Below are 17,071 nucleotides of genomic sequence, written 5' to 3'. Positions count from 1 at the left end.
ATCATCTTATCGAGTGCGCTTTTCTTTCCGTCGACTCTAGTTCGTGGAGATTAATCGGCGTTTTTTTGATTTAATTGGCGATTTTTCGTTTAACTGAAAGTTTTTAGCGATCGATACGGTCTTGTCAGAGGTAAGATCGACAGCACAGTTCGCTGATGCAACCGATAAATCAGCCAGTTAGTTGCCAACCGTCCACAAAAGTACTCTAAAGTAATAGCTGGCCCTCTTTAATTTAGCGACGAGACCTAATATGTCAGTAAAAAAACTTCTTGTTGGCCTAATGATTGCCGCCATCGTCGCGCTCTGGTTTAGTTTCGACCTTGGCCAATGGCTCACGCTCGACAATGCGAAAGCGCAACAGGCGATACTCAACGATTACATCGTTCAGCATTTTACCCAAGCCAGCCTATTTTTCTTGCTTGGCTATATTGTGATGACTGCCCTATCACTCCCCGGTGCCGCGGTAGCGAGCTTATTGGGCGCCGCATTGTTTGGATTTTGGTGGGGGCTGATTCTGGTCTCTTTCGCCAGCTCTATTGGTGCCACCCTCGCCTTCTTGGTCAGTCGTTTTTTACTCCAAGACTGGGTACAAAATCGCTTCGGTCAAAAATTAGATGCCATTAACCGTGGCATTGAAAAAGATGGCCGCTTTTATCTGCTCACGCTACGCCTCATTCCCATTTTTCCCTTTTTCTTAATTAATCTAGTGATGGGGTTAACGCCCTTAAAAACGCGCACCTTCTACTGGGTCAGCCAGCTAGGCATGCTACCGGGGACAGCTGTGTACGTGAATGCAGGGACTCAACTCGCCCAAATCGACGCACTTGGCGATGTGGTGTCGCCTTCGGTGCTTGGATCGCTCGCATTACTCGGCCTGTTCCCGCTGCTAGCAAAATGGATCATGGCGTGGGTCACGCGTCGTAAACGCTATCAAGGTTGGCGCAAACCCCATCAGTTTGATCGCAATATGGTGGTAATTGGTGCCGGCGCAGGTGGACTGGTATCGAGTTATATCGCTGCAGTGGTGAAAGCAAAAGTCACGCTAGTTGAAAAAGATTCGATGGGAGGTGATTGCCTAAACACCGGGTGTGTTCCCTCTAAAGCGCTGATACGCGCAGCGAAAACAATGCGAGAAATCGGCAAGGCCAAGGCGTTTGGCATTCATGCCCAAGCGCCAGTCGTTGATTTTCCAGCGGTGATGGCGCGGGTAAAACAGGTGATTACCCACATTGAGCCCCATGATTCGGTCGAGCGTTACACCAAGCTCGGCGTGGAGTGCGTGCAAGGCGAAGCACACATCGTCTCGCCATGGGAAGTTGAAGTGAATGGCGAACGCCTCACTACCCGCAACATCGTGATTGCGACCGGCGCACGCCCCATGCTCCCTCCCATTCCCGGTTTGGCTGAGGTGACACATTACACCTCAGATACGATTTGGTCACTGACTGAACTGCCACCACGGTTGTTGGTTTTGGGCGGGGGTCCCATTGGCGCAGAATTGGCACAAAGTTTTGCGTGTTTAGGCAGCCAAGTGACGCTCGCGGAAATGGCCGACCAACTTCTCAGCCGTGAAGATAAAGACGCTGCCCACTTGGTTGAGCAGGCCTTAGAATGTGACGGCGTCACGGTTTTAACACAGCACAAGGTCAAAGCATTTGAACAACGTGGCAATGAGCAAATCGCCTTACTCGACGGCCCTGACGGTGAGAAAACCGTCACATTTGATGCGGTGCTGGTCGCGTTAGGACGCAGCGCCAACACCAAAGGCTTTGGTCTCGAAAAGCTCGATATTCCAGTGACCGAGCGTGGCACCATTCAGGTCAATGACTATTTACAAACTAATTACCCCAATATCTATGCAGTGGGTGATGTGGCAGGGCCCTTTCAGTTGACCCATGCCAGTGCCCATCAAGCGTGGTATGCCGCGGTCAATGCGTTATTTGGCCAATTTAAGCGTTTTAAAGCGGATTACTCGGTGATGCCAGCGGCAACATACACGTCCCCAGAAGTTGCACGTGTTGGGCTTAATGAAAAAGAAGCCAAAGCCAACCAACAAGACGTCGAAGTGACCTATTACGGCATTGATGATCTGGATCGCGCCATCGCTGATGGCAATGATCATGGCTTTATTAAAGTGCTGACACCAAAGGGAAAAGACACCATACTGGGGGTAACGATAGTGGGAGAACATGCCGGCGATTTATTGGCCGAGTTCACCTTAGCGATGCGCCATGGCTTGGGGCTGAACAAAATACTCGGCACCGTTCATCCTTATCCCACCATGAGTGAAGCGGTTAAATATACGGCGGGTATGTGGAAACAGGCGCATGCACCGGAGAAACTCCTACAGTGGGTCGAAAAATATCAACGCTGGATGCGTCATTAATCAATAAGGAAGAACAATGAAACAATGGATAGCGGCCCTAACGCTCGCAATCACCAGTGGCTATGCCTTGGCCACTCCCGCTGAGCAGGATTGGGCACAAGTCGAACAAGACGCGAACGGGCAAACCGTATATTTCAATGCCTGGGGCGGCAATCAGCAAATCAATGCTTATCTTCGTTGGGCTGGGCGTGAACTCAAACGTGAATACGGTGTGACCCTCAAACACGTTAAAGTGGCTGATATTGCAGAAACAGTGAATCGTTTATTGGCTGAAAAAACGGCGGGAAAAGATACCGGCGGCAGTGTCGATATGGTCTGGATTAATGGCGAGAACTTTAAATCGATGAAGGAAAACGGGTTACTTGAAGGCCCCTTTGTCGAGGCGCTGCCTAACTGGCAAATCGTTGATAAAACCTTGCCCGTGACAGAGGACTTTACTGAACCCACCAAAGGCTTGGAAGCACCATGGGGGGTCGGGCAACTGGTGTTTATTCACGATAAAAAAACACTCACCAATCCTCCAAGCTCTTTTGCTGAATTGTTACAGCTCGCAAAAGCTAATCCCGGTCGGATCAGTTATCCGAAACCGCCCGAATTTCATGGCACCAGCTTTTTAAAAGCGGCATTGCTTGAGCTGACAAACAATCAACAGGCGTTGTATCAGCCTGTCGACGATGCAGACTTTGAGACCATAACTGCACCGCTATGGGACTATCTTGATGCGCTGCACCCAGTCGCTTGGCGTAATGGGGAGCAATTTCCCTCAGGCAGCGCACACACCATGCAGCTTGTCGATGACGGTGCGCTGTTAATCGGGATCGCTTTTAATCCCAATGCGGCAAAATCCGCCATCGCCTCAGGGACGTTAGCGCCAACGGCACGCGCCTTTGCTTTTGAGCAGGGGGCTTTATCTAATATCCATTTTCTGGCGATCCCATACAATGCCAATGCAAAAGCCGGCGCCAAGATAGCGATCAACTTTTTGATGGGTGAGAAGGCGCAATTGCGCAAAGCTCAGACTGATATTTGGGGCGATCCACCGGTGGTTAAACTGCCTGACACCGCTAAAACGCGCCGTTTTCAGTCCCAGCCAGAGCCGCATCCCAGTTGGCAAACCGCTCTCGAAAGCGCTTGGCTTAAACGTTACGGACAATAAAAGAGACCGTCATGGCACGTTTGTTGTTTGCCATCACGCTGGCGGTGTGCTGCCTGCCCTTACTTCCTGGGCTGGGAGGCCTGTTAACCAGTGCATTTGCGTTTTTACCTGCTTTGGGGCTGGCTGAAGCCAGTCTCTCGGGTTGGCGTGAACTCATTGCCTGGCCAGGCTTATCTCACTCACTCTGGCTCACACTGCTCTCTGGGCTAGCAAGTAGCTTATTGGCAGTGATGTTGAGCTTCGCTATTTTGCAAGCCACGTGGCAGACGCCCTTTTGGCAACGCATCGCGCGTAGCTTACCCGGTTTACTGGCCCTGCCCCATGTTGCATTTGCTATTGGACTGGTATTGTTTTTGTCCCCTTCAGGGTGGCTATTTCGCCTGTCTAGCCCATTGACCGGAGACATGCCACCGACTTGGTCACTAATACAGGATCCGTATGTGCTGGGCTTAACCCTAGCCCTCACCCTGAAAGAAACGCCGTTTTTGCTTTTAATGAGCCTTTCTGTGCTAAGCCAAATTGATTTGCATCGCTTAACGATGGTCTTTGCCAGCCTCGGCTATGATCGCACCAGTACCTGGATCAAAGTGATTTTTCCACTTTGGTTCGCCAAAATGCGTTTTCCTATTTTTGCCGTGGTGGCCTATAGCCTCTCGGTCGTCGACGTAGCGATGATTTTAGGTCCAAACACGCCACCAACCTTTGCTGTGTTAGTTTGGCAGTGGTTTAACGACCCTGATCTTTCATTACTCCCCCGAGCGTCGGCAGGGGCTTTGGTCCTGTTTTTACTGTGTGCCTTAGTACTCATTGGTTATCGATTTTTCGAATGGTTGATTTGTGAGCGCTTTAATCGTTGGCAATTCACAGGAGCACGTCGTGCTTGGTTACCAGGGAGACACCTCTGGTGGCCCGTCGTGATTGTTCCCTTGTTGGTAATCCCGGCTTTGTTCATTTGGTCGTTCGCCTTACGCTGGTCATTTCCCGATTGGCTCCCCAGCCGTTATGGGCTGCGCTTTTGGAATCAAGAGCTTGCTTACGTTGGGGCGTTAATTGGGAATAGTGTTTTACTGGCGTTGATCAGTGCGACAGTCGCCGTCATATTTGCCATGGGCTGCCTTGAGCGCGCGGCTTCTCCTCGTCAAGGAGCACTGCCTAAAGCCGTGATTGCCATTCCTCTTTTGGTACCTCAACTGTCCATTTTGTTTGGGATCCAAGTGGCTGTGTATAGTTTACCGGGACAATGGCATGTACCCGCGACTATTTGGGCGCATATCTTTTTTGCTTTTCCTTATGTTTATTTAGCATTAGATGGCCCGTGGCAACAGTTTGATCAACGGCTTATCCAAACGGCTCGCAGTTTAGGCGTCAGTGCGATGACAGCCTGGCTGCGTATCAAACTTCCCTTACTGTTACCGGCGATTATTCTCGCCTGGGCAGTGGGCGCCAGTGTGAGCTTAGCCCAATATCTTCCTACGCAATTATTGGGGGCGGGTCGGATCAATACCCTAACAACCGAGGCAGTGAGCTTATCCAGTGGGTTGGATCGACGGATTAGCGGCCTATACGGCCTGATGCAAGCGCTGATCCCCTTACTGGTTTTCGTCCTAGCAACGTTTCTCAGTCGTGTCATGCAACGGCGACTGACACCTCATCAATCGGTTGCGACGCAACCAGGAGCAAATAATCATGACGCTGTGTGTCAATCAACTCAGCATAAACGCGCCTGATCAGTGTTTATTACACGATGTCTCTTTCAGCGTATCGCCTGGCGAGATCCTCACCGTGATGGGGCCGAGTGGCTGCGGAAAATCCAGTCTATTGAGCGTATTGGCGGGACACATCCAACCGCCAATGCATTACAGCGGCCAACTGACCTTAAATGGTGAGCCCTTTGATCACTTACCGCCGGAGCAGCGCCGTATCGGGATTTTATTTCAAGATGATTTACTCTTCCCGCATCTCAACGTCTGGCAGAACTTGGCCTTTGCACTGCCCTCATCGATGAGTAAAAAAGAAAAATACAACCATACCCTGGCAGCACTCGACGCAATCCACCTCGCTGCACTGGCTAACTATGCACCGTCGCAACTATCGGGAGGACAACGTGCGCGCATCAGTGTACTACGCGCGTTACTCGCTAAGCCCGATGCGATTTTGTTGGATGAACCGTTCAGTAAGCTTGATAAGCCGCTACGCCGTGATTTTCGCGCTTTTGTGTTTGGACAAATTGAACAAAGGCAAATCCCGGCGGTGATTGTGACCCACGATAGCGAAGATATTGCGCATCCTGATCATCGCCTAGACTGGCCAATCCCAGAAACGCCCCTCACACCACAGGAGTACCCAGCCAATGCTTGATCGTTATGCGATTGCCGTGATCCGCTGGCCATTGAAACAAGCGGCGGTCCAACTCAGTCGGTGGGGAGCCAAACCTGACACGGTGACCTTGAGCGGGTTTTTTATTGGCTTACTGGCGCTGCCCGCTCTGGCGCTTCAAGCCTATGGGCTTGCGCTTAGCTTTATTGTGATTAATCGGCTTTTCGATGGCCTTGACGGTGCGATCGCGCGCGAGCAGGGCCTCAGTGATGCGGGAGGCTTTTTGGACATCACACTTGATTTTATTTTCTACGCATCCATTCCGTTGGGCTTTGCGCTCGCGGACCCAGCCAATAATGCGATAGCGGCAAGCTTTTTACTTTTTTGTTTTATGGGCACCGGGGCCAGCTTTTTAGCCTTTGCGACAATGGCGAGCAAGCATCAAATCGACAACCCCGTGTATGCAAACAAATCCTTGTATTACATCGGGGGGATCACCGAAGGCACCGAGACCATTGCCAGCTTTGTCTTGATGTGTCTTTTCCCGTCTTACATGGCGTGGATTGCTTGGGTATTTGGCATCGCGTGCTTGGTCACCGCTTCCAGTCGCGTCTGGGCTGGATACCATACGCTACGTGACATTGAAGGACGCTAGCAACACTATCTCATGCGCGCTCACGTTATAGCCACTGCTGCTGTAATTGCTCTTTATCACCCAAATAATCGAGCAGCCAGCTTATCGGTGGCGATTCTTTATCTGAACGCCAAGCAATACAACATGGGCTGCTTAAAAGCGGATCCGCAAGCGTTAGCTCCACCAGCTCACCTCGAGCGATAGCCTCTTCGGCCATGTGAGAAGGCATCACACCAATGCCCAAACCGGCCTTAAAACATTGTATGGCGCTGTGCCAATTCGGCACCGTTAGACGACGCTGGTTGTCCAATAGCCAAGTGGTACGGCGCGGCAAACGGCGCGAGGTGTCCTCTAAACAAATGGCGGGATACGCTGCGAGCTGATCGTTGTCTAACGGTTGTTCGCACTGCATGAGTGGGTGCGATGGACTGACAACAAACCGCCAACGCAAGGTGCCCATTTCTCGATAACGAAACGCACCACTGACGGGGACGGCGGCGGTCGCACCAATCGCGATATCTGCTCGATCATCGGCAAGTGCATCCCATACGCCATTGAACACTTCCATGGTCAGTAACAGTTCCACATCAGGAAACGCATCATAGAAGTCGCGCACGAGTGTGTTGACACTGTCTTCACGCACCACATTGTCGAGTGCAAGTGAGACACTTTGCGCCCATCCATTCGCAACCCGTTGTGTTTGTTGACGAATATTAGCCATCGCTTTCAGCATTTCGCGTGATTGTTCAACAAAGTATTCCCCAGCAGGCGTCAGCTTTACTTGGCGATGAAGACGTTCGAACAGTACCACCGCCAATTTGTCCTCTATTTGCCGCACTGTATAGCTCACCGCACTGGGTACTTTATGGAGCTCTGCGGCCGCGCCTGAAAAGCTGCCTCGGCGCGCGACCACCTCAATCACCTGAAAATCTTGGTAAGAAAACATTCACATCAAATTTTTTGAAAGGTATGTTCAAATCATACCGTTTCACAGCATGGATTGTTAGTCATAAACTGCTCGTTACATTAATCTTTGTATCAAGAGATAAAAAATGAACAAACAAGTGCCATTTATCACGCTGTTTTGGCTTGCAGGGCTCAGTATGCTGGGTTTCTTAGCCACCGACATGTATTTGCCCGCTTTTGAGGCCATGCAAATCGATTTTGCGACATCGTCGGCGAATATCGGTTTAACCTTGAGTATCTTTTTGCTTGGTATGGCCTGTGGTCAACTCGTTTATGGCCCCCTTTCCGACCGCATTGGCCGTAAACCTGCACTGTTAATTGGCTTAAGTCTCTATAGCGTTGCGACCGTGGTATGTCTGTTTGCAGATAATATTTATCTGTTACTCGGTGCGCGCCTTGTTCAAGCGTTGGGCGCATGCAGCGCGATTGTGATTTGGCAAGCGGTGGTGATTGATCGCTACGAAGGCAAGTTGGGGCAAAAAATGTTCGCGACCATTATGCCGCTCGTTGCGCTATCGCCGGCATTAGCGCCTCTACTGGGCGCCTATTTACTTCAACATTTTGATTGGCGCAGTATTTTTGTGGTTTTATTTGCCCTAGGGATCGTTTTTATTGCACTGACTCTACGAGAGAAAGAAAGCTTAACTAAGCCAGCACAAGATACTAAAATTATTGATAAACTGAAGACTGATTATCAGCAAGTTTTTAAATCAAAAAAGTTCATCGGAAATATGCTGATCTTTGCTGGTTGCTCGGCCGCTTTCTTTGCCTATTTGACTGGATCGCCGTTTATCATGTCAGCGATGGGCTACACAGAATCCGATATTGGCCTGAGCTATATTCCACAAACAATCGCGTTTGTTGTCGGCGGGTATGCCTGTCGTTATGCACTGAATAAACTGAAAGATCACAGCATCCTTCCTTGGTTACTGAAACTGTTTGTCGCCAGTGTGGTGGTGATCTTTTTAATTAGCTGGCGCACTGATGTCACTAATATTTGGGCAATCTTGGGCCCATTCTGCTTTCTGGCGGCGGCCAATGGTGCCATTTATCCACTCGTGGTAAACCGAGCCTTAGAAGATTTTAAATCATGTAGCGCGACGGCCGCGGGCCTGCTCAACTTCTTACAGATGATTATCTGCTTTGTCGCGAGCGCCTTGGTCTCTGCGTTTGCCGCCTCAGGATTGTTCGCGGTCACGACCGTGATGCTATCAACCTGCGCGGTGGTGATTATCGGCTTTGGTTTAGTCTGGCATGCCAACCGTCAAGCGCAGACGCTAGCAACGGCATAAATGACTCGCTCGCTTCTCACAACGTAAAAAGGCGCCATAAAGCGCCTTTTTCTTTTTGAGTTTCGCTCACACAGATGCTGCAATCAACTGAGCCAGTGTTCGTTCAAACGTTTGCATCACAATGTATGTTTAGTCCAATACTAAGAGTATGTTTAGTCCAACACTAAGCTGCCATTGTCATCAAACTGCCAAGCCTCTCCATAGGCAACTTCCCACAAATAGTTGTCAGGGTCAGCAAAGTAACCACTATAGCCGCCCCAAAAAACATCTTGAGCAGGTTTGACAATTCGACCGCCGCATTCTTTAGACAGCGCAAGCACCTCATCGACCTCTTCTTTTGAACGCGTGTTATGCGCAAGCGTGATCCCACTGAAACCAGCGTCACTAACAGGCATACCGGGCTTTATGTCATCGGCTAAAGCGTCGATTGCATATAACGCTAAACGCGTTCCCGCTGTACTAAAAAACACTATCCCTTCTTCGGGGTGATTATGGGTTGGAAACCCTAGTTGGCGATAAAATTCATACGAACGTGATAAATCGGCAACCCCCAATGTAATGATGCTAATCCTTGCTTCCATACTTCCTCCGTGGTGTTGATTCTAGCTTACATCTTTGGGTGACTACGCGGTGTTAAGTTGCACATGGTTTGCTATACTTTTCAATGTGATTCCTGCCGCTGATAAGCGTGATTGGATCGCCATTAACGCCACATTGTATTCATGACTGTTTTTAAAATCTGCGATCCTTTGCCGATCCGTAAACATCAAACGGATCATCACACTTTGCGGAAAACGTTGATAATTCACCTCATGCGTTAGCCATTCAAAACCATCGACGTGTTTCATGGTCAGCTCACACACCTCAGTCAGTGCTTCGCGGATAGCATTGTCGTATTTTTTATCGGTTTTTCGCATGATTATCTCTTTTTGGTCTTCAGAAGATTGTTTGTCGCCATCAGATTACCCAGTTTAATCACTCGAAACTGGCTGCTTAGGATCAGTGCGGGAGTGATCAACAAAAATCAGTTCTTCCGTGGCAAAGCCTCGCTGTTTGGCTTCAGAGATAAAACGTTCTTTGACAGACTCAGGTACGGTCGGCGTGCGAGAGAGCAGCCAAAGATAGTCATGATCAGGGCCTGAAATAAAGGCATACTGGTAGTCATCATCTAACTCAAACACTACATAAGAACCATAGAAAGGCCCAAAGAACGAAACCTTCAGATACGCCGTCTTATCATTTTCAACGAAGTACGCTTTACCCTCTGCTTCTTGCCATTTGCCCTCTTCGCGGCTAAAGCCTCGGTTGATTACTTTGACGCCACCGTCTTCACGCAACGAGTAAGTTGCCGTCACATCGGATAAGCCGCGCTCAAACGAGTGATCAAGTCTTGCCACTTCGTGCCATGTTCCCAAATAACGGTTGAGGTCAAAATTGGTTACTGGCGTCACATCTTTAGGCATACCAAGGCAGCCGGTTAATATCGTCGATAACAGAAACACGAATCCTAATCTTAATCTCATCACTCACTCCTTGCCGGATGGCACGAATCTAGTGCACCGCCAAACTGGCCATGGCGGCGGCCCTATCTTTAAACTGGATTTTTCCCACACAGCATTGACCCAGCTGCGCATAATGCGCTTGGATATGTGTCACGAGCTGAACAAGCGGCATGGTCTGCCCGCTTGGCTGCCAGTGCTGACCAGCGTCTTGACTCAACCAGCAAACGCCTTGGCTATCCACCAGCCGATCATCTTCTGTGATCAGGTTTTCACTCAGTCGACCGAGCGACGCCGAGTCTGGCGCGTATGATAGTTCGTCATCCCCTTGCCAAATCAGTAGCGCAGGATAGTTGATATACGTGGTCATGACTTGGGCTTAAATATATCAAGTTTGAGTGCCACTGACTTCCCTAACCAACCCACATGATCGGTATGATCAATGTAATCATCGCCCGTCACGCCATGCAAAAAGACGGTTAAATCGCCCCGATGCGCTTCAAGCCATGTCATCACCTCATCGAACGCGGCGTTGTCAAAGGCGATCTGAAAACTCCACTTTGGGTGTGGACCGACGCATTTACGATGAAAGCGGCCAAGGTCGATAGGCAGTGACGATGCAGCGACCGCTTGATAGATAACATCCGCCTGCGCTTCGGTGTCGGCTTCATAGTAGACATGGGCGTGGTAAGCCTGGTGAACATTGGCAAAAGAGTGATTAGAAGACATAAGCATCATTTGATTGAATACAATGGAATTGGGAATAGTTTACTCCAAGCATCCAGTGATAAACAGGTTCAGTCTGTAAGGTAATTCGAATAGGCACTGATGTGTTTGCTAACGTTTACGCGTGTTATGCTGTGATTGAAATATAATACAACGATTAAAGGAGTCATCATGATTCAGCAAGGACAACCTCTACCCAGCGCTACGCTCAGCGAACTCACTGCTGAAGGAATGCAAACCCACGACATCCCTGCCCTTTTCGCCAACAAGAAGGTTGTGCTGTTCGCGGTGCCGGGGGCCTTTACCCCAACCTGTTCAGAGTCGCACTTACCGGGTTTTGTGGTGAAAGCGGATGAGATTAAAGCAAAAGGCGTCGATATGATTGCCTGCGTATCGGTTAACGATGCCTTTGTGATGCAGGCTTGGGGCGAGGCACAAAATGCCAATCAGATTCATATGCTGGCCGACGGTGATGCGAGCTTTACCAAGGCGCTAGGACTAGAAATGGATTCAGGTAAGTTTGGCGGTGTTCGCTCACAGCGCTATGCCATGATCATTGAAAATGGCACCGTCACCCAGCTTAATGTTGAGCCGCCGAAAAGCTTTGACGTTTCCAGTGCTGAGGCCGTACTCAAGCAGCTATAGGTTTGCCAGATGTTAGGCGATAACTCGCCCAACTGACGGCCTGAACGTGATTTAATAAGCGGTGACGGGATGACGCCACCGTTTTTTATTACACTGACTTTTCACTCACGTTACGACGCAGTACATATTTTTGCACTTTCCCTGTCGACGTTTTTGGGAGTGTTGTAAAGATCACTTTTTTAGGCGCTTTAAAGTGAGCCATTTGGTCACGACAGAAAGCAATAATGTCTGCTTCGGTCACGGCTGATGCTTCGGTCGTTTTGACAAACGCACAGGGAACCTCCCCCCATTTTTCATCGGGCATCGCTATCACCGCGACTTCATCAATCTCGGGGTGACGATACAAGACATCTTCAATTTCAATGCTGGAAATATTCTCTCCACCACTAATAATGATATCTTTCAGTCTATCTTTGATTTCGATGTAATTATCGGCATGCCACACCGCTAAATCGCCAGTGCGAAACCAGCCGTTACTCATGGCGTCTTCCGTCGCGCTCGGATTCTTTAGGTAGCCTTTCATCACGATATTACCGCGAACAAAAATCTCACCCAGCGTGCCACCATCTTTTGCAACCGGTTTAAACGTCACCGGATCAGCGACCATCAGATCCCCTTGCATCGGCGCGCGTACGCCTTGGCGCGCTTTCATCCGCGCTTTTTCTTGTTGGGAGAGGTGATCCCAATGATGCTGCCAATCACACACCACGCAAGGACCGTAGGTTTCGGTGAGCCCATAAACATGGGTCACAGCAATGCCCATCGCTTCCATGCCCTCAATCACAGAGGCAGGTGGCGCGGCGCCTGCGGTCATGACCTTGATGGTATGCTTAATGCCAGATTTTAACGCCGGATCAGCACTGTTGATCATATTAAGAACAATGGGCGCACCGCAGAAATGAGTGACCTTATGGGTTTTTATCGCATCAAAGATAGGCTCGGCCCGCACATGCCGTAGGCTGACACTCACCCCCGCCGTTGCGGCCACCGTCCATGGGAAACACCAACCATTACAGTGGAACATGGGTAGCGTCCAAAGATACACTGGATGTGAATCCATGTTCCATGACAACACATTACTTACCGCATTCAGATGGGCGCCACGGTGATGATACACCACCCCTTTGGGGTTGCCGGTTGTGCCTGAGGTGTAATTAAGTGAAATGGCCTGCCATTCATCGTCTGGCAATGCGTACTGATAATCACCATCCCCTTTTGCTAAAAACGTCTCGTAGGTAGCTTCACTGATGCATTCGCCATGCGGATACAAGGGATCATCAATCGCAATCACTAACGGACGGTGTTTAATCATCTTCAACGCCCGCTTAGCCACTTCCGTCATTTCCTTGTCGACGATAAACACTTTGCTTTCCGCGTGTTCAAGGATAAAGGCGACGGTTTCCGCTTCTAACCGAGTATTAATGGTATTGAGTACGGCGCCTGTCATCGGCACACTAAAATGCAACTCAAAGACTTCAGGCAGGTTGGGAGCCATCACCGATACCGTATCACCCAGCCCAATGCCGGCTTGAGTCAATGCCGACGCAAATTGACGACAACGCTGATCGACTTGCTGCCAACTCCAACATAAATGGCCATGAACGCTGGCCGGATAATCTGGATAGACGCTGGCGGCCCGCTCAAGGAAAGAAAGCGGGCTCAGTGTTTGATAATTGGCTGGACTTTTGTCCAAGCCAAGATCGTAGATATTATTAGATGACATAACGCACTCCTTGCTGACTGTGTCTAGATAACTAGATCACGTTAGCATGTCATCGAGCATGCGCTATTCAACTTAAGTCGATATGGCGGCGACAACACAAAAAGGCCCAGCGATGCTGAGCCTTGGTGATTAATGTTCCGTTTAAGTTAAAAGTGCAGTGACGCGCCGAGGACGACTTTGCGCTCTTCGCCCAGCGTGGTTTTATTTTGGACACCACCGGCGAGATAGCTTTCGTTGAAGAGGTTTTTAACATTCACCGTGAGTTTTAGATCAGATCGTTCACTGGTTTGTACCGTGTGGCCGACACCTGCATTCACTGTGGTGTAACCTGGCTTATGATAGGTATTTTTAGTATCGCCATAACGATCACCGACGTAACGCGCACCCACGTTCACATAGGTTTGGTTATCGACATCATAGCGAGACCAAATACTGGCGCCCCACTCGGGTGTATCAGCAGGCTGTTTACCGTCATGCTGAGGGTCAAACGGATCTTCGGTCCGTGCATGCAAATACGTTGCGGAACTATGCAGTGACCAGCTATCGGTCACCTGGCCGGCAAGGCTGACTTCAACCCCTTTATGCGTTTGTTTACCTAATTGTGTGGTGCGTGAAGTAAGACTGCCTTGTCCGGTGATCGACTCTTTGACCACTTTGTTTTCTTGTTCAATTTGGAACAAGGCGGCACTGAATAACGCTTGATCGTTCAGTAACGCTTGCTTGTAACCGAGCTCGTACAACTTACCTTTTACCGGATCCAGCGCCATGCCGTTATTAATATCGGTATCACTATCAACCGGGTTTTTCGGCTCAAAGCTCTCGGAATAAGTGACGTACAGCGTTTGTTCGGGGGCTGGGTGATACATCACCGCCGCTTTCGGTAGCAAGTTATAGTAAGTATCGGTTTCGTTCTCTTCGCGATCGTAGCGAAGCCCTGCAAGCAGCTGCCACTGAGGATTTAATGTCATTAAGTCTTGCGCATAAAAGCCAATTGAATCGGTGGGTTCAGGATCACGCGCAGTTGCTGTGCCATAATGGATATCCGGCTCTGGATACGTACCACCAATCACGGCTGTTTGGTTTTTCTCCATCACACGCTGACCGACATAGTCATTACGCAGCGCATTGGAGCCAATCAGCACTTGGTGATCGATATTCCCGAACTGAAATGCACCGATGACATCAATATAAGCCGTATCCAGTACCCAATTGTCGTGACGGTCCATGGCAAAGTATTTGAACGATTGTGTATTGGCGTCATAGGTTTCACGCTGTCCGAATCCTTCATGGTAATGACGTTTGTAGTCTTGGCGATTATAGCCTGCTTTGACTTTCCAATCCGGCGTTAATTGGCTGACGAGATCAAGACCATAGTTCTCGACATCAATGTCCATGAACGACCAAGGCGCTTCCCAGATAAATTGGCTACCCAGTTGCGGTTTACCATTAATAATGTTTGCACCGTTATCGCTGTTACTGTCATCAACCACACGATCATAATGAAGAGAAAGTTGGGTATCGGGGGTGATGTCATAATCAAGCATCAAGCCTGCGACTTGGCGATCGAGCTCAGGTTCACTGCCATCTACATAACGACGTGATGAGCCCTCGCTTTGTTTCGACAGCACCACACGCCCGCGCAAGGTGCCGCTTTCGTTTAAGGAGCCAGAAGCGTCTGCCACTGTATGTTGATAATCATCGCTGCCAAGTTTTTGGCTTATCGAGGCTTGAAACGCGGCGGTCGGACGTTTGGTGACCATATTCACCAGACCGCCCGGTGCGGACTTACCGTAGAGTAAACCGGCTGGGCCTTTTAGTACCTCAACGCGCTCCATCAGCTCTACAGGATGGCGGTAATAAGACCACTGCTGCTGACCATTACGCAGGTAGCCTGTTCCGGTATCAAGTTCAAAACCGCGAAGCATGAAAATCTCACGATTACGGTCCGTACCGCCCACACCAATGCTGGCGTCATTCACCAACACATCCCCTAACGTCGTGGCGTTTTGCTCTTGAATCAAGGTTTGATCCATGACCGCCACTTGACCGGCTGTTTCGAGTTGACTGACATCCATACGCATTGCAGTTTCATTGCTATTGGCTTTAAAACGGGCCTGCTGGCCTTCAATAACGTAAATTTCATCAACCTGTTCCGTGGTGTTGGTCGCTGCTGTACTGGCTAGGGGTGACAGCGCGACAGCCACAAAAACGGCAAGGGGGTGTTTCTTCAACATGAGACTTCCTGTAGCTAACGATTATTTGAACACACCGGAACATAAACGATAACCAGTCTCATTTCTATTTATTTTCAAGTTCAGGGAACTGTTTGCTTTTATTTTAGTCAGCGAAGGCATCAAAACGGATGAAAACAGGTGGGTTTGATGTTGAGTTGCAACGATTCCTTCTTATAGGCCAAGGTTTATGACTCTAGCCTGAACAGCTCCACAAAATCATCAATTTACTCCCAACCAATGAACCAAACAGTGATATGGTTTGTATTAGTCAATTCGACGTACCGTTGTAAGGTAAGCCTACCTTTTTGCGTTTGCGTTTTATGCGCTGACCACGGTCGGTGATGGATTTTTTTCAGGGACTTTTTATGACAAAGCGTTTAATTCTGATGTTAGTCGCGTGTGCGCTCGTATTTGGTGGGATTTTTGCCTACAAAATGGTGGGTGATCATTTTATGAATCAATTTTTTGACAATATGCCTGCCCCGACGGCGACTGTCACAGCCACCACAGTGTCGACGCACCCATGGCGTGAACAACAAACTACCATTGGTAGTTTTGCCGCGATTAATGAAACCCAGTTGACCACCGAAGCAAACGGCATTGTCGATGATATTTTCTTTGATAATGCGACCCCAGTAAAAAAAGGGCAACGGCTGCTGACACTCGATGCCAGTGTTGATCAAGCAGAGTTGCGCCGACTCGAATCTGTGGCTGAACTAGCACAATTAGAGATGCGACGTTACCAACGCCTTTACAGAGACAAAAACGTATCAGAGTCGGAACTCAAACGTAAAGAAAGTGAGGCTAAACAAGCAAATGCAGCAGTTGATAGCCAACAAGCGCGCATTGCACAAAAGTCGCTAACCGCCCCTTTCGATGGCATTATTGGCATCCGTAAAGTCAGTCTTGGTCAATTAATTGCTCCAGGTTCAGTGGTCGCAACCCTGACCTCAGTGAATCCGATTCATCTTAATTTTACCCTGCCCGAGCAACAGCTTAGTACCCTGCAAGATGGCCAAACAGTCTCAGCGACTATTACGGCGCGACCTGAACAAACGTTTACTGGCACAGTCACCGCTATTTCTCCTGTCGTTACCCAATCGAGCCGTAGTGTCGACATTCAGGCCACCTTTGACAATCCAGACGCCATTTTACGCTCGGGCATGTTTGCACGCGTGAGTCTTGATCAAGGTGAAGAAACGCAAAATGTCTTACTGGCGCCACAAACCGCGATTCAATTTAACCCCTATGGCAACGCCGTTTTCGTGATCCAAGAACAAGATGATGCACTGACGGTGCAACAGCGTTTTGTTCAAACCGGCGCACGCCGCGGTGACATGATTGTGATAGAGGATGGCCTGGAAAGCGGCGATCGCATCGTGACTTCCGGACTGCTCAAGCTGCGCAACGGCAGTAACGTGAAGATCAGTGATAATCCGCGTGTTCAGCCCAGCGAAGATCTTGATCCCAACGTTGTGAATCAATAGGAGCTAT

The 17,071-nt window shown here is 49.4% G+C and carries 16 protein-coding genes; 8 read left to right on the top strand and 8 right to left on the bottom strand.

Features of this window, described 5'->3' with window-relative positions; genetic code table 11:
• Window positions 1-250: 250 nt before the first annotated feature.
• From lpdA to HLG76_RS00200, 5 genes are read left to right on the top strand one after another with little or no spacing between them, the layout of a single operon-like run.
• Window positions 251-2,386, top strand: coding sequence for a dihydrolipoyl dehydrogenase (gene lpdA / locus HLG76_RS00220; protein ID WP_175992864.1), 2,136 nt, complete (start codon window positions 251-253; stop codon window positions 2,384-2,386).
• A gap of 16 nt (window positions 2,387-2,402) precedes the next feature.
• Window positions 2,403-3,542 (top strand): ABC transporter substrate-binding protein, encoded by a 1,140-nt coding sequence (locus HLG76_RS00215; protein ID WP_175992863.1) that lies wholly within the window; start codon window positions 2,403-2,405, stop codon window positions 3,540-3,542.
• A gap of 11 nt (window positions 3,543-3,553) precedes the next feature.
• Window positions 3,554-5,269: an ABC transporter permease gene (locus HLG76_RS00210; protein ID WP_175992862.1), complete on the top strand. Its 1,716-nt coding sequence runs from the start codon at window positions 3,554-3,556 to the stop codon at window positions 5,267-5,269.
• On the top strand, window positions 5,229-5,900 hold the full coding sequence (locus tag HLG76_RS00205) for an ATP-binding cassette domain-containing protein (RefSeq protein ID WP_175992861.1): 672 nt from the start codon (window positions 5,229-5,231) through the stop codon (window positions 5,898-5,900). The genes HLG76_RS00210 and HLG76_RS00205 overlap by 41 nt, the downstream gene beginning before the upstream one ends.
• Window positions 5,893-6,513 carry a CDP-alcohol phosphatidyltransferase family protein gene (locus HLG76_RS00200; RefSeq protein WP_077669928.1) on the top strand — a complete coding sequence of 207 codons (621 nt, stop codon included), beginning with the start codon at window positions 5,893-5,895 and terminating at the stop codon, window positions 6,511-6,513. Before HLG76_RS00205 ends, HLG76_RS00200 begins: the two co-directional genes overlap by 8 nt.
• Before the next feature lie 25 nt (window positions 6,514-6,538).
• Here the strand turns inward: HLG76_RS00200 and punR are convergent, their stop codons facing one another.
• The gene (punR, locus tag HLG76_RS00195; protein ID WP_175992860.1) at window positions 6,539-7,438 is read right to left on the bottom strand and encodes a DNA-binding transcriptional activator PunR; all 900 of its coding nucleotides are present in this window, start codon (window positions 7,436-7,438) and stop codon (window positions 6,539-6,541) included.
• Between the two features lie 106 nt (window positions 7,439-7,544).
• On the opposite strand from punR, the gene punC reads away from it, so the two are divergent.
• The gene (gene punC, locus HLG76_RS00190) at window positions 7,545-8,750 is read left to right on the top strand and encodes a purine nucleoside transporter PunC (protein WP_077679303.1); all 1,206 of its coding nucleotides are present in this window, start codon (window positions 7,545-7,547) and stop codon (window positions 8,748-8,750) included.
• 152 nt (window positions 8,751-8,902) lie between these two features.
• On the opposite strand, the gene HLG76_RS00185 is transcribed toward punC, so the two are convergent.
• The 5 genes from HLG76_RS00185 to HLG76_RS00165 are packed head-to-tail and all read right to left on the bottom strand — an operon-like array spanning window position 8,903 to window position 10,978.
• Window positions 8,903-9,331 (bottom strand): VOC family protein, encoded by a 429-nt coding sequence (locus tag HLG76_RS00185; protein WP_077576045.1) that lies wholly within the window; start codon window positions 9,329-9,331, stop codon window positions 8,903-8,905.
• A gap of 42 nt (window positions 9,332-9,373) precedes the next feature.
• On the bottom strand, window positions 9,374-9,667 hold the full coding sequence (locus tag HLG76_RS00180; RefSeq protein ID WP_021023716.1) for a hypothetical protein: 294 nt from the start codon (window positions 9,665-9,667) through the stop codon (window positions 9,374-9,376).
• A 54-nt stretch (window positions 9,668-9,721) separates the two neighbouring features.
• Window positions 9,722-10,273: a lipocalin family protein gene (locus HLG76_RS00175; protein ID WP_077576046.1), complete on the bottom strand. Its 552-nt coding sequence runs from the start codon at window positions 10,271-10,273 to the stop codon at window positions 9,722-9,724.
• Between the two features lie 28 nt (window positions 10,274-10,301).
• Window positions 10,302-10,619, bottom strand: a complete 318-nt coding sequence (locus HLG76_RS00170; RefSeq protein ID WP_175992859.1) for a DUF4144 family protein — start codon at window positions 10,617-10,619, stop codon at window positions 10,302-10,304.
• Entirely contained in the window at window positions 10,616-10,978 is a 363-nt protein-coding gene (locus HLG76_RS00165) for a DOPA 4,5-dioxygenase family protein (protein WP_175992858.1), read from the bottom strand. Before HLG76_RS00165 ends, HLG76_RS00170 begins: the two co-directional genes overlap by 4 nt.
• Window positions 10,979-11,146: 168 nt before the next feature.
• Here HLG76_RS00165 and HLG76_RS00160 point away from each other — a divergent pair, with 168 nt between their 5' ends.
• The gene (locus tag HLG76_RS00160) at window positions 11,147-11,620 is read left to right on the top strand and encodes a peroxiredoxin (protein ID WP_077646713.1); all 474 of its coding nucleotides are present in this window, start codon (window positions 11,147-11,149) and stop codon (window positions 11,618-11,620) included.
• Window positions 11,621-11,708: 88 nt separating this feature from the next.
• Here the strand turns inward: HLG76_RS00160 and HLG76_RS00155 are convergent, their stop codons facing one another.
• Together HLG76_RS00155 and HLG76_RS00150 are read right to left on the bottom strand one after the other, a co-directional pair.
• Window positions 11,709-13,343 carry an acyl-CoA synthetase gene (locus HLG76_RS00155; protein ID WP_175992857.1) on the bottom strand — a complete coding sequence of 545 codons (1,635 nt, stop codon included), beginning with the start codon at window positions 13,341-13,343 and terminating at the stop codon, window positions 11,709-11,711.
• Window positions 13,344-13,489: 146 nt separating this feature from the next.
• Window positions 13,490-15,577 carry a TonB-dependent siderophore receptor gene (locus HLG76_RS00150; RefSeq protein ID WP_175992856.1) on the bottom strand — a complete coding sequence of 696 codons (2,088 nt, stop codon included), beginning with the start codon at window positions 15,575-15,577 and terminating at the stop codon, window positions 13,490-13,492.
• A gap of 365 nt (window positions 15,578-15,942) precedes the next feature.
• Here HLG76_RS00150 and HLG76_RS00145 point away from each other — a divergent pair, with 365 nt between their 5' ends.
• Window positions 15,943-17,064 (top strand): efflux RND transporter periplasmic adaptor subunit, encoded by a 1,122-nt coding sequence (locus HLG76_RS00145; protein ID WP_077669922.1) that lies wholly within the window; start codon window positions 15,943-15,945, stop codon window positions 17,062-17,064.
• Window positions 17,065-17,071: the final 7 nt, after the last annotated feature.

This window comes from Salinivibrio sp. EAGSL, from assembly GCF_013366455.1.
Lineage (GTDB): Bacteria > Pseudomonadota > Gammaproteobacteria > Enterobacterales > Vibrionaceae > Salinivibrio > Salinivibrio costicola.
The sequence above is the reverse complement of the archived record's forward strand: the minus strand, read 5'-3'. Positions and strand labels throughout refer to the sequence as shown.